This window comes from Sinorhizobium alkalisoli (genome assembly GCF_008932245.1).
GTDB lineage: Bacteria > Pseudomonadota > Alphaproteobacteria > Rhizobiales > Rhizobiaceae > Sinorhizobium > Sinorhizobium alkalisoli.
The window spans coordinates 1,577,729-1,591,087 of sequence record NZ_CP034910.1; the positions used below are offsets into that span (position 1 = coordinate 1,577,729).

At 63.2% G+C, this 13,359-nt stretch carries 14 protein-coding genes; 9 read left to right on the forward strand and 5 right to left on the reverse strand.

Features of this window, described 5'->3' with window-relative positions:
- Positions 1–39: 39 nt before the first annotated feature.
- The 8 genes from EKH55_RS25155 to EKH55_RS25190 all read left to right on the forward strand — a co-directional run bounded on the left by EKH55_RS25155 (position 40) and on the right by EKH55_RS25190 (position 7,475).
- A complete protein-coding gene (locus tag EKH55_RS25155) occupies positions 40–1,674 on the forward strand; it encodes a dihydroxyacetone kinase subunit DhaK (protein ID WP_151613601.1) in 1,635 nt (544 codons plus the stop codon).
- Positions 1,675–1,917: 243 nt separating this feature from the next.
- On the forward strand, positions 1,918–2,529 hold the full coding sequence (gene dhaL / locus EKH55_RS25160) for a dihydroxyacetone kinase subunit DhaL (RefSeq protein ID WP_255642796.1): 612 nt from the start codon (positions 1,918–1,920) through the stop codon (positions 2,527–2,529).
- Entirely contained in the window at positions 2,526–2,924 is a 399-nt protein-coding gene (gene dhaM, locus EKH55_RS25165) for a dihydroxyacetone kinase phosphoryl donor subunit DhaM (protein ID WP_151613602.1), read from the forward strand. Before dhaL ends, dhaM begins: the two co-directional genes overlap by 4 nt.
- On the forward strand, positions 2,924–3,268 hold the full coding sequence (locus EKH55_RS25170) for an HPr family phosphocarrier protein (protein ID WP_069456521.1): 345 nt from the start codon (positions 2,924–2,926) through the stop codon (positions 3,266–3,268). The genes dhaM and EKH55_RS25170 overlap by 1 nt, the downstream gene beginning before the upstream one ends.
- Positions 3,252–4,874: a putative PEP-binding protein gene (locus EKH55_RS25175; RefSeq protein WP_151613603.1), complete on the forward strand. Its 1,623-nt coding sequence runs from the start codon at positions 3,252–3,254 to the stop codon at positions 4,872–4,874. The genes EKH55_RS25170 and EKH55_RS25175 overlap by 17 nt, the downstream gene beginning before the upstream one ends.
- The gene (locus EKH55_RS25180; protein WP_069456523.1) at positions 4,875–5,285 is read left to right on the forward strand and encodes a hypothetical protein; all 411 of its coding nucleotides are present in this window, start codon (positions 4,875–4,877) and stop codon (positions 5,283–5,285) included. It abuts the gene before it with no gap.
- Positions 5,286–5,428: 143 nt separating this feature from the next.
- Positions 5,429–6,424 carry a dihydroxyacetone kinase subunit DhaK gene (gene dhaK, locus EKH55_RS25185; RefSeq protein ID WP_151613604.1) on the forward strand — a complete coding sequence of 332 codons (996 nt, stop codon included), beginning with the start codon at positions 5,429–5,431 and terminating at the stop codon, positions 6,422–6,424.
- Positions 6,425–6,794: 370 nt separating this feature from the next.
- Positions 6,795–7,475: a peroxiredoxin-like family protein gene (locus EKH55_RS25190; protein ID WP_069456525.1), complete on the forward strand. Its 681-nt coding sequence runs from the start codon at positions 6,795–6,797 to the stop codon at positions 7,473–7,475.
- A gap of 312 nt (positions 7,476–7,787) precedes the next feature.
- Here the strand turns inward: EKH55_RS25190 and EKH55_RS25195 are convergent, their stop codons facing one another.
- The 4 genes from EKH55_RS25195 to EKH55_RS25210 form a co-directional block, all read right to left on the reverse strand.
- Entirely contained in the window at positions 7,788–8,000 is a 213-nt protein-coding gene (locus EKH55_RS25195; protein WP_069456402.1) for a hypothetical protein, read from the reverse strand.
- 89 nt (positions 8,001–8,089) lie between these two features.
- The gene (locus EKH55_RS25200) at positions 8,090–8,794 is read right to left on the reverse strand and encodes an HAD family hydrolase (protein ID WP_069456403.1); all 705 of its coding nucleotides are present in this window, start codon (positions 8,792–8,794) and stop codon (positions 8,090–8,092) included.
- Between the two features lie 96 nt (positions 8,795–8,890).
- Positions 8,891–9,556 (reverse strand): metallophosphoesterase family protein, encoded by a 666-nt coding sequence (locus tag EKH55_RS25205; RefSeq protein WP_069456404.1) that lies wholly within the window; start codon positions 9,554–9,556, stop codon positions 8,891–8,893.
- 271 nt (positions 9,557–9,827) lie between these two features.
- The gene (locus tag EKH55_RS25210) at positions 9,828–10,208 is read right to left on the reverse strand and encodes a hypothetical protein (protein WP_069456405.1); all 381 of its coding nucleotides are present in this window, start codon (positions 10,206–10,208) and stop codon (positions 9,828–9,830) included.
- 228 nt (positions 10,209–10,436) lie between these two features.
- Between EKH55_RS25210 and EKH55_RS25215 the strand changes: the two genes are divergently transcribed.
- Entirely contained in the window at positions 10,437–11,492 is a 1,056-nt protein-coding gene (locus EKH55_RS25215) for a chemotaxis protein CheB (RefSeq protein WP_151613605.1), read from the forward strand.
- A 73-nt stretch (positions 11,493–11,565) separates the two neighbouring features.
- Here EKH55_RS25215 and EKH55_RS25220 read toward each other — a convergent pair whose 3' ends face one another.
- Positions 11,566–13,269 carry a phosphoethanolamine transferase gene (locus tag EKH55_RS25220; RefSeq protein ID WP_151613606.1) on the reverse strand — a complete coding sequence of 568 codons (1,704 nt, stop codon included), beginning with the start codon at positions 13,267–13,269 and terminating at the stop codon, positions 11,566–11,568.
- Positions 13,270–13,359: the final 90 nt, after the last annotated feature.

Below are 13,359 nucleotides of genomic sequence, written 5' to 3' on the forward strand. Positions count from 1 at the left end.
CGCCGCCGAGCATTCGACGAAGCAATTGGATGACAAACGATGAAGCACTTTTTCAACCGCAGGGAAGATATCGTCACCGAAGCGCTGGACGGCCTGCTGCAGACGGCGCCGGCCGGAAGCCTCGCGCGGCTTGACTCCTATCCCGACATCAAGATCGTCCTGCGCGGCGACTGGGACAAAGCGAAGGTTGCCGTCATCTCGGGCGGCGGGGCGGGCCATGAGCCCTCGCATGCTGGTTTCGTCGGGCGCGGAATGTTGACCGCAGCCGTATCGGGTGAGATCTTCGCCTCGCCGAGCGTCGATGCGGTGCTGACCGCGATCCGGACCGTCACGGGCCCGATGGGCTGCCTGCTGATCGTCAAGAACTACACTGGCGACCGCCTCAACTTCGGGCTTGCGGCGGAGAAGGCGCGAGTCGAGGGTTTTCGCGTCGAGATGGTGATCGTCGCGGACGATATCGCGTTGCCCGACATTGCCCAGCCGCGCGGCGTTGCGGGAACGCTCTTCGTGCACAAGATCGCCGGGCATCTCGCCGAGCGCGGCGCCGACCTCGAGACCGTCGCGGCGGCAGCCCGTTCGGCGGCGGGCAGCATCGTCTCGCTCGGCGTCTCGCTCTCGTCCTGCTCCATTCCCGGCCAGGCCCATGCGGAGCGGCTCGCGGCTGACGAAGGGGAACTGGGGCTCGGCATCCATGGTGAACCGGGTGCTGAGCGGATCGCGCTGCAGGAGGCGCGAAGCATCGTCGCGACCATGTCCGAGCGGCTTTCCAGAGCTCTGCCCGAGGATGGCGACTATGCGCTGCTCCTCAACAATCTCGGCGCCGTGCCGCCGATCGAGATGGGCCTGATCGCCCACACGGTGTTTGCCTCTTCGCTGGCCGATCGCGTGAAACTGACAATCGGTCCGGCACCGATGATGACGGCGCTCAACATGAACGGCTTTTCGCTTTCGCTTATCAGGCTCGATCCCGAGCGCGAGGCGGCGCTGAAGTCACCGGTTGCGCCGCATGCATGGATGCCTGCGGTCGACCGGCGCGAAATCGTCGTTCTGCCGATCGCCGCCGCGCCTGCCGGAGAAGCGCTGCCGGCCAGTTACGACCCGGCCGTCGATCGGCTGATCGCGGCGATTTGCGATCATCTCCTCTCGCTCGAAGCAGAGCTTAATCATCTCGACGCGAGGGCTGGCGACGGCGATACGGGTTCAACCGTGGCGACCGGCTCGCGTAGCGTGCTCTCCCAGATCGAACGGCTGCCGCTGAAAGACATCGGCGCGACGCTTTCATCGATCGGAAGCATTCTCAGCACCAGCATGGGTGGGTCCAGCGGCGTGCTGCTCTCGATCTTCTTCACGGCCGCCGCCAAGGCCCACTCCGATACGAAGGACATGGCGAGCGCGCTGCTGGCCGGGCTCGAACGGATGACGTTCTACGGCGGGGCTGCGGTCGGCGACCGAACGATGGTGGATGCCTTGGACCCGGCGCTCCGCGCTCTCAAGACCGGCGGACTTGCCGCCGCCGCGTCGGCAGCGCGTGCCGGCGCCGATGCGACCTCGGCCATGAAGAAGGCAAAGGCCGGGCGCGCCTCCTATGTCGGAGAGCGGGATCTCGACGGCGTGCCGGATCCGGGCGCGATGGCCGTCGCCGCCGTCTTCGAAGTTGCAGCGGGTCTTCGTTAATGCAGGTCCCCCCAAACGTGCGCAATGGTCTTGGGGCAACGATATGCAGAAGGGCAAGAGCCTTAAGCGCGTTGCAGGACTGGTTAATGGCAACGCGCTTTACAGCGCCGCGCATCTTTTCAGACGCGCAAAGGTCGCGGTAACGCTTTGAATCTGCGCATCGGCCCGAAAATCGGGTACGATTTTCGGGCCGATGCGCTAGCCGATCGCGTGTATGATCGCGCAAGGGGTGGCAGAAGGGTGTTGGTCGTGCCGGCAAATGCAGCGCTCATAGGCGGGTTGATCGAAGCCTGCCGTCAGACGATTGCCGCCAATGCCGATCATCTTTCGGAACTCGACAGGGCGATCGGCGACGGAGACCATGGGACCAACATGCGCCGCGGCTCCGAGGCGGTCTATGCCGAGCGGGACCGGCTCGTGCATCTGCCGATGCCGAAGGCGCTGGAGGAGATCGGCCTCACCCTTGTCATGAGCATCGGCGGTGCGGCCGGTCCGCTCTATGGGACGCTCCTGATGGAGATCGGCCGGCAGATGGCCGGGGACGCCGACTTTGCGCGCGTGCTCGAACGCGCGATCGACGCCGTAGCGCGGCGCGGCCGCGCAAGCGCCGGCGACAAGACGCTGCTCGACGTGCTTTACCCGGTGCATGCCGAAGTGGTAAGGCGCGCGGGTCTCGCAGGCATTGCTGAAGAGGCGGAACGCGCGGCAAGCCTCACTTTCGCCATGAAAGCGATGCGCGGGCGCGCCGCGTTCCTTGGCGAACGGTCGATCGGACATGTCGATCCAGGCGCGAAGAGCTGTGCATTGTTGACGGCAGCGATCTGTCGTTTCCTGGAGGAGCAAGGTCCGGCATGAACTCGAAATCCGCAAATGTCGGCATCGTCATCGTATCGCATTCCCCGCTTGTCGCCGAAGGTACCGCCGACATGGTACGGCAGATGGTCGGCGACGGCGTGCCTCTCGCCTGGGCGGGGGGCAACGCCGATGGCGGGCTCGGAACGAACTCGGGCAGCATCCTGGCGGCGATCGAACGGGCCTGGTCGGATGCGGGCGTCGCCGTCTTCGTCGATCTCGGCGGCGCGGAGACCAACAGCGAGATGGCGATCGAAATGCTCGGCCAAGCGCGCTCCGGCCGGGTTGTCATTTGCAATGCGCCATTGGTGGAGGGTGCGGTGATGGCCGCGGCCGAGGCCTCCGGCGGCGCGGCGCTCGCCCGCGTGGTGGCGACCGCGGAGGAGCTTTCGCCGTGATGGACAACAGGTCGCGACAGCAAGCCCCGGCGGCAGGTGATGCACAGGGCTACTGCCAGACGGAGATCGAGGTGACGCACGGCTTCGGGCTGCACGCCCGCCCGTCGGTCACCTTCACGCGGCTGGCGAAGTCGTTCCCCTGCACCGTCGAGATCGAGGTCAATGGCAGCCAGGTGTGGCTGAACGGCAAGAGCATCGTCAAGATCATGGGAGCCCGGATTCGCAGGGGATCGATTCTGAAGATTCGAACCCGTGGGCTGCGTGCGGCAGAAGCGATCCATGCCCTCCAGGCGCTTGTCGAGCGCGACTTCGATGAAGAAAAGAAACATGGCCGGAGCGCTTGAAATACAGGAAATACAAGGGCTCTGCGCGTCTCCGGGCGTTGCAGTCGGGACCGTCCATCTCGCCGTGGAAGTTGCCGCCGATGCGCTGCCGCCGGGCGATAGCCCGGCCGCGGACCGCGAAAAGCTGCGTCGGGCCGTCGCCGCCGCTATCGCGGAGTTGAAGGCGCTGGTAGGCCGGTCGGACGAGGAGAGCGCCGGCATTCTCGATTTCCAGATCGAGATGCTGCTGGACCCGGTACTCGTCGAAATGGCCGAGGAGCGGATCCTCGCAGGAGATGGCGCCGCGCTCGCCTGGGTCGCGGCGCTGGACCACTATATCGCCGGTATCGAGGAGGCGCCCGACGAGCAGCTCCGCGCCCGCGCGGCCGATGTCGTCGATATCCGCAATCGCGTCCTCGGCGCATTGACCGGCCGCGCGCCGGAGGATTTCGCGCCGGGTTCGGTCTTCGTCGGCAAGGACCTGCAGCCTAGTCTCTTCCTTGCGCATGACTGGACCGCCGGTGGCGGCATCGTCCTCTTCGACGGCAGCATCGCCAGCCACGTTGCGATGCTCGCCCGTAGCCGTTCGGTGCCTATGATCGTTGCGACGGGACGTTTTGAAGTCGCCGATGGCGCGCGCCTGCTCGTCGATGCGAAGGAGGGGCGAGTCGTCATCGCGCCGGAAGAGGCGCGCATTCGCGAGGCGAAATCCAGAATGGCTGAAGCAAGGCCGGCTGAGCCGCCTCGCGCGGGCGGAACGATCGAGACCGCCGATGGCGTCGCGATCCGCCTGTCGGCGATCATCAACGATCCACTCGAGTTCGGGTCCATCGATCCTTCGCTGTTCGCCGGTATCGGCCTGATGCGCACCGAGTTTCTGATGACGTCACCCACGGATGCCTTCAACGAGGAAAGGCATTACGAGATCTATCGGCAGGCGCTGCGCTGGGCCGGCGACGCGCCCGTTATCGTCCGCATGCTGGATCTCGGCGGTGACAAGACATTGCCGGACCTCGGAGCCAGGAAGAGCGAGTCATTCATGGGCTTGCGCGGCATACGGTTGCTCCTGGCGCGGCCGGAGCTTGCCCGTCTCCAGGCACGCGCGCTGTTGCGCGCAACTGCGCACGGCAGGCTCGGCGTCCTGCTGCCGATGGTGACGGTCCCGGACGAGCTTGATGCGATGTCGACGATCTTCGAAGAGGAATCGGCCGTTCTCGTCAGGCGCGGGGTGCAAACGCGCATGCCGGAGATCGGTATGATGGTGGAAGTCCCGGCGGCGGCGCTGATGCTCGACCGCTTTTCGCGTTCGGCCTTCTTCTCCTTCGGAACGAACGACCTGGCACAGTATCTGGCGGCGGCGGCAAGAGACGACCGGAGCGTGGCTGAACTCTACGATGCCGCCGCGCCGGCTATCTGCCGTCTCATCGCCGGGGGCGTGGCGCTTGCCGACGCGATGAAAAGGCCGGTCGGCATCTGCGGCGAGATGGCCTCCGAGCCCCGCCACATCCCGGCCCTGCTGGCCGCCGGCCTTCGCAACTTTTCGGTGGCGCCCAATCGTTTAGCGGACATACGATCGGCTATCGGCGGCTTGTACTCGGACGGACTGGCCGCGGCGGAGAAGAGCTGAATGACTCGCGAGACGGTTGAAGACGCCATCATGGCCTATAAGACGATCCTGGCGCAGATCATCGACAATCGGCCGTCGGGGACTCGTCAGCGGCTCGCCGTGGCTCTCGGCAAGCATCGCAGCTTCGTGACGCAAGTGACAAGCCCGGCTTATTCGACCCCTCTGCCGGCGCGCCACCTCGCCACGATCTTCCAGGTCTGTCACTTCAGCCCCGGCGAGCAGGAGCGGTTTCTCCAGGCCTATCAATCGGCGCATCCCGGCAAGCTGCCGGATCTCGGAGGTGCAGAGAAACTGCGCCAGCTCTCGCTGATCGTTCCCGATCTGGGCGATGAAAAGAAGAACCGCCTGTTCGACGAGGCGATCGAGGAACTCGTCCAAAACATGGCGAAACTGATTGGAACGGTGGATTAGCCAGGCCCGATGCGGTTCAGTGAATGCTACCTGCGGCATGCCCCTTGAAAATCTGCACCGATCGAGGGGAGCTTGTGCCAAGTTGGGGATATTGCGGCGCTTGTTGCTGAGCGCGAGGAAGCGTGGCGTCGAGGAGGGGCATTATGAAGAAATTCATGAACAGGGCCGAAACGCTGGTTGCCGAAAGCCTCGCCGGCTTTGTCGCAGCACACGAACGCCTGGTGGCCTTCGGCGCCGAGCGGAAATTCGTTCGCCGGCGGACCCTTCGTCGGGGCAAGGTCGCGCTCATTTCGGGCGGTGGCGCCGGGCACGAGCCGATGCATGTCGGTTTTGTCGGGAAAGGCATGCTGGACGCCGCCTGCACCGGACATGTCTTCACCTCTCCGACACCGGACCAGATCATTGCCGCGATCCGGGAAACCGACGGTGGCGAGGGGTGTCTGCTCATCGTCAAGAATTACGACGGGGACGTCATGAATTTCGAGATGGCCGCGGAGCTCGCGGCGGCCGAGCACCGGATCGCCACCGTGGTCGTGCGCGATGACGTAAATCCCAGCGGGTCGAAGCGCAGCCAAGGCAGAAGAGGCGTTGCCGGAACCCTCGTGGTCGAGAAGCTGCTCGGAGCGGCGGCGGAGGCAGGCTGGCGGCTTGAGGAACTGAGTGCGCTTGGCGACGACCTGAACGCCCGCATCCGCACCATGGGAGTGGCGCTTGGCGGCGTGACCGTACCTGACACCGAGCGGGAGACGTTCGTGCTCGATGAAGACGAAATGGAGATGGGCGTCGGGATTCACGGAGAGCCGGGCCGCGCACGGGTCAACTTCGCGACCGCCGACCAGATCGTGGAAACGATGCTCGAGGCGATCTTGAGCGATCTGGCGCCGGACGGGGGCGACAAGCTGCTTCTCTTCATCAACGGCTTCGGTGGCACGCCGGTGTCGGAGCTCTATCTCGCTTACAATGCCGCCCGGGCGCGGTTTGCGCGCCTCGGCGTCACAGTCGCCCGGTCGCTGGTCGGAACCTATGTCACCTCCTTGGACATGGCGGGCCTCTCAATCACCGTAGCGCGCCTCGATGAACGAGAGCTTTCCTTGTGGGACGCACCAGTCGACACCGCGGCGCTGCGCTGGAGAAGCTGATCGCATATATCGGTCTGCGCACGGCCTATGGAATTTTAGGTCTTCGTGAGGAAAGCACTTCTTGGGCGCGTTTGCGGGAGCCGGCAGCCGGGGCGTGGACATCACTAAATCTGGTGCAGCGAGTCTACCCCCGTCGGTGCGGGTTAAGTCAATCGGCGAATTGCCGGAAAGCTCGCCTTTTCTACACTTGGCGTTCTGCTCGAATGAGAGGAGAGAACCATGCGTACGATCTCGACCGCGATTATCGGGCTCGCCGTTCACCCCGAGCTGATTTGCACCGTGAACATAGCGAGTGGTGACGTGGCGTGATAGGTGTTGGACTTGGATCAAGTCCAGCATCCACCTGAACGCCCGGCAGAGGACAGATGCCATGGGAGACCAGATACGCCCGCTGCAACCGGGGGAATACGCGCCCGCATTCGCGCTTCCGTCGGCAAATCAAGAAGGAACGGTCTCTCTCGCCAGCCTCCACGGTCACCCGTTTCTGATCGCCTTCTTCCGCGGGTTGCACTGCCCGTTTTGTCGGCGTCAACTGGCACAGCTCGGTGGCCTACAGCCTGCCCTGCGCGCCGCAGGGGTGGAAACTATTGCCGTGATCAACACGCCGGTGGAGCGCGCCCGCATATATTTCGGGCACCGGCCGACGCCGGCCGTGCTCCTATGTGACCAGGATTGCTCCACGCACCGTGCCTTTGGCGTACCGCGCGCCGAGTTCCTGCCCGAGGACAGCCGCGAGCAGCCTGTGTGGCCCTATCTGGCAAGCATGGAGCAATTCGAGACCGCTCGCATTAACCCGACGGGCGAATTGCCGGAAGCCCTACATCCAATGGCGGCCAATACCATACTCAACGCCCAGGACGGCTTCGAGCTTAATGAAGTTGATCGTGCTATCCTCGTAAGTCACCCCACACAGCTTGTCGGGCACTTCCTCATCGACGCCGACGGCATCGTTCGCTGGGTGCAAATTGAAGCGCGCGACGGGCCGAACAGCCTCTCCGTCTTTCCAAGCGCGGCGGAGATGCTCGCAGCTGCCAACAGTCTCCCTCACTGAGGCCGCATCTTCGAAATTCGTCTGGCCTGCATCACGTCGCCGGGGCGGCGATGAGTTTGACGGGGGATGGTTAGGAAGACTACAGCGCAGACAATCGCAGGGCGCTGTCGGTTGGAGTCAAATCGGACCAGATGCACTTTGCCCTTCACCAGTGACCGTAGTAGGTCGAACTTGGCAATCTGCTGGCGTGTGTGGCCGAAAACCCGCCACCATCCTCGCGTGAAAGTCGTCACGGCCGCTCACGGGGGCAAGGTAACCCGCCCTGTCGCTTGTGGCATTTCGCATGCGACTAACGCCGCCGGTGCCCGCGCCTCACGCTCGATTGATGGTCGGCAGTAGCAGCTGCACTTCGCGTTGGCACTCGGGGCTCAAGGTCTCGACATGGCGTTTCCAGAACGCCTCCGCCTCGTGCGGCTCGGACTCCCATTCGCGAACCGATGTCTGGTTATCGTCGATGACGACCCGACGGTGTCCGCCGAGACGCAGATACTCATCGGCCAGTCTGCGCGCGTTTGTCAGTTCCATGGCTGTCCTCCAGATCTCGTCCCGGACGCCTTGCTGCACATCGGTACGAACCCCGATCCGGACGTCCCGGGACCATGCAATGGGTATTGTTATACGCGTTTTGCCTCACCGATGCGAGGTTCGACCGGGCGCCGGTGCAGTGACAGCCATCCGCTCCCGCCGAGACGGACTTCGATATGGGCGTAATGCGCGAAACTCACATGCGGCGTTTCACCCGCAGCCGCATGCGCTCCGGTGATGACCACGATCTCGGCCCCGGCCGCCCTGCCGGCGAGGATCCCCGCCGGAGCGTCCTCGAAAACGAGGCAGTCCTCGGCACGCACGCCAAGCCTCTCGGCCGCCAGGCGGTAGCCCTGCGGGTCGGGTTTGCCGATCGTCACGTCCTCGCCGGTCACCATATGGCGTGGGACCGGAATACCGGCCGCGGCGAGCCGGCGCGTTGCGAGTTCGAGCGGCGCCGACGTCACGATTGCCCAACGCTCCGGCGGCAGAGAGCCGAGGAAGGCGATCGCGCCGGGAATTTCGACGACACCCTCGACATCGGCGATCTCGACCGCCGCAAGGTCGCGGGCCTCGCGCTCCGGATCGACCGGCAGGCCGAGCTTGCGGATCACGTCGGCCGCCCTGACGCCGTGCACCGTCTTCATCAATCGGGCCGGATCTATCCCGTTGCGAATGGCCCATGCACCCCAGACCCGTTCGACGACGGCCATGGAATTGAGCAGCGTCCCGTCCATGTCGAACAGGAGGGCTGCGAAATCATTGGGGAATATCGCTGAAGACGGGAGATCCAATTTGGCTCCTTTTGGCCCCTCGTGCTCAAGGGCAGTTTCGACGACCTGGGGCGGCGGGCGCGCGAGTCCTTGCCCCTCCCCGGCTGGCTCCTCACCCTAATAGGCGTCTTCTCCGGCGGCCACAAGAAACTCGATCGGCCCGCCCGGCGCATCGTCGTCGAAGACGGCACAAGAGAGCATGCCGCCGAAAACCGCACCGGAGTCGACATTGGTCCTGTTGCCGACCGTCCGCGGATTGCTGCGGCTCGGCGTATGTCCGTGGCAGAGATGCCGGCCCCAGTAGCGCCCCGAATAATCCGGATCCGTGCGGATCCAAAGCAGAACCTCGTCGCTCTGCTCCTCCAGCGGAACGGCTTCATCGACGCCGGCATGGGCGTAAATTCGAAAGCGGTCGACGAGGATCGACGGCAGATCGGCCATCCAGACCAGATGGCTGAGCGGTATGGCGCCGCCATAGGACTCCAGCGTCTCATAGCCGCCGTTCATCAGCCACATGCTCATCTCGGCCATGCCCTTGCGCGCCGCCACCAGCATTTCCTCGTGATTGCCCTTGAGGGTGACCCATTGCCAGCCGGGACGGGTCGGCCCGGCCATGATCCGTTCGACGACGCCGCGACTGTCCGGCCCCCGGTCGACGAGGTCACCGAGAAAGATGACCCTGCCGCCAGGGGCGGCGGACTCGATGCTTGCCAGGAGCGTATCGAGTTGCGCGAGGCAACCGTGAATGTCGCCGACCGCAAAGGTGAGACGCCGGCCATTCATGAACTGGTACTCCTCTGCCCGCGAAACCCGGCATTCTCCACTTGCAATTGATCAATCGGCGCCGGCGGGCTGAAGGCGCATAGGTGCTTCCATTACGAAGACCTTTCGAAGAGGTCTAGCGCATTCTCTTCCGCATCGGAATCGATTTCCGCACAAGATATAGAAACTCAAGAGGTTAAGGTAAACGAGCGGCACAGCGCTGACGCGTTGGGAGGGGACGGCCAAGTGCCCCGGCCTTGCAAGACCAAAGCTCGCTCCGATTGTGGCGCGCTCACCGCCGCGGCGTGCCCCGCGGGATCGTCGAACTGGTGATGGAGACGGGATCGCTTGCCGGAAACGTATCCTCGAGCCCCTCCTCCAATTGCTCTTCCATCGCCTGCTGGTCATGCGCCTGGCGCGCGCTTGCCAGGGTGCCTGCCGGCACCGATGCGGATCGCCTCGTGGCGGTGATGCCGGGCGGGATCTCCTCGGCCTCTGCAGCAGCGGCCAGGATTTCCTTTGCACGGGAAACGGCATTCAACCGGTTGAGCGTGCCTTCGGCATTTTGCGGACATAGGACCGTCACGATCTCGCCGTCCGCGCCGACGAATTCGACGGTGTAGCCCGCCTTGCCGCCGCGTTCGGGAAGAATCTGAATCCCAACGAATTTCATCGGTTCCCTCCTTGGTTGGGCAACGCCACGTTCACCGTGAGAGAATAAAACAGGGCCGCGGCTCCGAAGCCAAGTCTATCAGATTTGCCGCATGACCGACAGTTTTGCCCTGCGCCGGTCAAGCGGTCGGGCGGTGAAAACCGCCCGTATCGGTGCCGGCCAGCAATGTCGGCCTCTCAGTTGATTTGCCTCAAGGCGGATCGGGCAATTGGAGCCTAAAGATTTTGTATGAAGGACCGGATTTTCGTAATCGGCGCATCGCTCAGCGGCATTGATGCCTTGTGCGACCTGGTGTCCAAACTGCCAGCGGGATTTCCGGCCCCGATCTTCGTTGCCCAGCACGTTGCACCCCATAGCCCCGGTATGCTGCCTTACCTGCTCAGCAACGCCGGGCCGCTTCCCGCCATCCATCCAAAGACCGCGGAGTTGTTTGAACCCGGCGCGATCTATGTCGCGCCACCGGACCGTCACATGCTCCTCGAGAGGGGCTACATCCGGCTGTCGCACGGCCCTCGTGAGAATCTGGCCCGACCGGCAATTGACCCGTTATTCCGATCGGCAGCAATCGCCTATGGCTCGGCTGCGGTCGGGGTGGTTCTCACTGGACAATTGAACGACGGGACCTCCGGATTGCTTGCCATCAAGGACCGTGGAGGATTCACAATCGTGCAGGAGCCTGGCGAGGCAACGTCTCGCTCCATGCCGTTGAGCGCCATTCGCCACGTCTCGGTTGACAGGGTGTGTAAGCTGGACGAGATGGCACGCCTCTTCGTTGAGCTTGCCAATGACGCGCCGCCACCGGACGACCAAACTCTGCAAAGGTTGATGCAGATCGAAAACCGTATTGCTGGAGGGATATTCAGGGTCGAGGACTGGTGGGAACTGGAACGAATGAGTACACCGTCTGGACTGAACTGCCCCTATTGCCACAGCGCGCTCTACGAGCTGAAAGACCACCGCGTGCTACGCTATCGCTGCCGGTCGGGCCATGCCTATTCGGCGGAGAGCCTCTTGAGCGGACAAGCGGACACTCGTGAGGCGCTTCTGTCGTCGCTCTTCGGCGCCCTCATAGAAGAAGCCACGCTCGCAAAACGACTGAGGCATGAGCCGACTTTTTCCGGGGACGCTTCCGAGGGCCTGGACGAAAGGATCAGTTCATTGGACCGCGAGGCGAATCAGGTTTCCGAGTGGCTGCATTTGATGGTCGGACTCGTAGAGCCCGAGCCCCGCATGTCGGGTTCGGGTCTGACATCGGCGGCAACAAAGCCAAGTGGCGAGCTTTGACGCGATCAGGGAGTACCCCCTACTCATGCTCCAGGTCGGAAAGTGCGATGACTTCAAGCCGCTTCGGCCAAATTCAGAGAGCATTGGCCAAAGTCGCAGCCTTGGCTTCGCCCGCCGCGTGGTATCCCGGCGCTCCGTTTCTTTCTCCGTCCGGAGACGGCGTACAGGCGGCGAAGGCGTCAAGGGACCGGTCATAGACGCCCGTTTGCACATCCATCATGCCGAGCACCGTGTGGAAAAGGTTGTCGTGCGACTTCGGTAAATTGGCGTCTTTCGCCAAGCAAGCGATATCGACCCCCATTTCCTCCTGATAGACTTTGGAGAACCAGGCGATGAAAGGCACCTGCGTCTGCTCCTTCGGGGCGATCGCATAGGGCGCGCCGTGCAGGTAGATGCCGTTTTCGCCGAGCGACTCTCCGTGATCCGACATGTAGATCATCGCCCCGGAAACGTGATCATGGTGCTTTTCGATGAGTCGGGCAACGCTCGCGAGGATATGGTCGGTGTAGAGGATCGTATTGTCATAGGCATTGACGATTTCGTCGGTCGTGCAGTTCATCAACTCGGCTGTCCGGCAATCCGGCCGAAAGCGGCGATAAGCCTCCGGGTAGCGCAGGTAATAGGAGGGCCCATGGCTGCCGAGCTGGTGCAGCACGATGACGCTGTTCTTCGTCGTCGCGCCGAGCTTTCGGTCCAGTTCGTCGAGGAAGATTTCATCGAGGCATTCGCCATTGTTGCAAAGTGGGCTTTCCTTACTGTGGGTCATTCTGGCAAAGCTGATGAGGTCGGCAATGCCCTTGCTGCCGGTGTTGTTGTCCCACCAGGTCACGGGAACGCCGGCATGGGTCAGCACGTTCACCAGGTTTTCGGTGGAGCGGGCCTTCCAGTCGCTGTACTGCTTGTGCGTATAGACGGAAAACATGCAGGGCAGTGAAACGGCGGTCGCCGTGCCGCAACTCGTCACATTTCGATAGTTGATGGTCCCTCCGAGCGCCCCGAGTTCTGGATTCGTGTCCCGCTTGTAACCATTCAGTGAAAAGTTCATCGCCCGGGCCGTTTCGCCGGCGACCACGACGACGACCACGGGCTTTCCGGCTCTCGCGAGTCGCTGCCCGACATGTGCATCGGTTCCGAGTGGCTGAACCACCAGGTTGCGCTCGCGATAGGTCGAAAGACCGTAACGCACCGCCGACGTGATCGGTCCCGCCGGATTGAAGCGGGGCATCAAGTCCCTGTGCTCCCGCAACGCATAGGCGATGGTGGCGAAATTGCCGTAGATGAGCAGACCGCTCAGGATGAGCGATGGGCCGATGAAGAGGAAATTGACGCCTGCTTTGGCGAAGAACCGCCTGTGCGTGATTTTGATCCAGGCGATCAGAAGTGCGGGCACGAGAGCATAAAGAGCGAGATGAAGCGCAAGGCTGCCGGTCAGCAGATGGCCCGCCTCGGCTCCGGTGGTGGCCGTGACATTGCCGATCATGTCCTTGTCGATGATGACGCCGAACGTGTCGACGAAATAGGAGGCGGAAACCGAGACGAGAATGGAGAAGATCAGGACCGGCTTCGCGACGTACTTCATGGATAATGCCGTCAGGACTGAAAAGGTCGTGAGCCAGAGCGCCACGCCGAGTGCCAGCAATCCTGGCCATGCGCCGTCGAAATAGACCACGGCATGGCTCCAGAAGGCCCTGTTGGCTGCCAGCAGCAAGTAGAGCGTGACGAGGGCACTCAGGGCCACGCTACCGATTTCGGGTGGGCGAATTCTGAAAACAGCCAAAACAATCTCTCCAAGCGGAAGCTGCTCGCTCAATCGCGTCGCAGCATCACGGGGTCGCCATCGATTGCGTGAATGCAACCGACCGCCGGC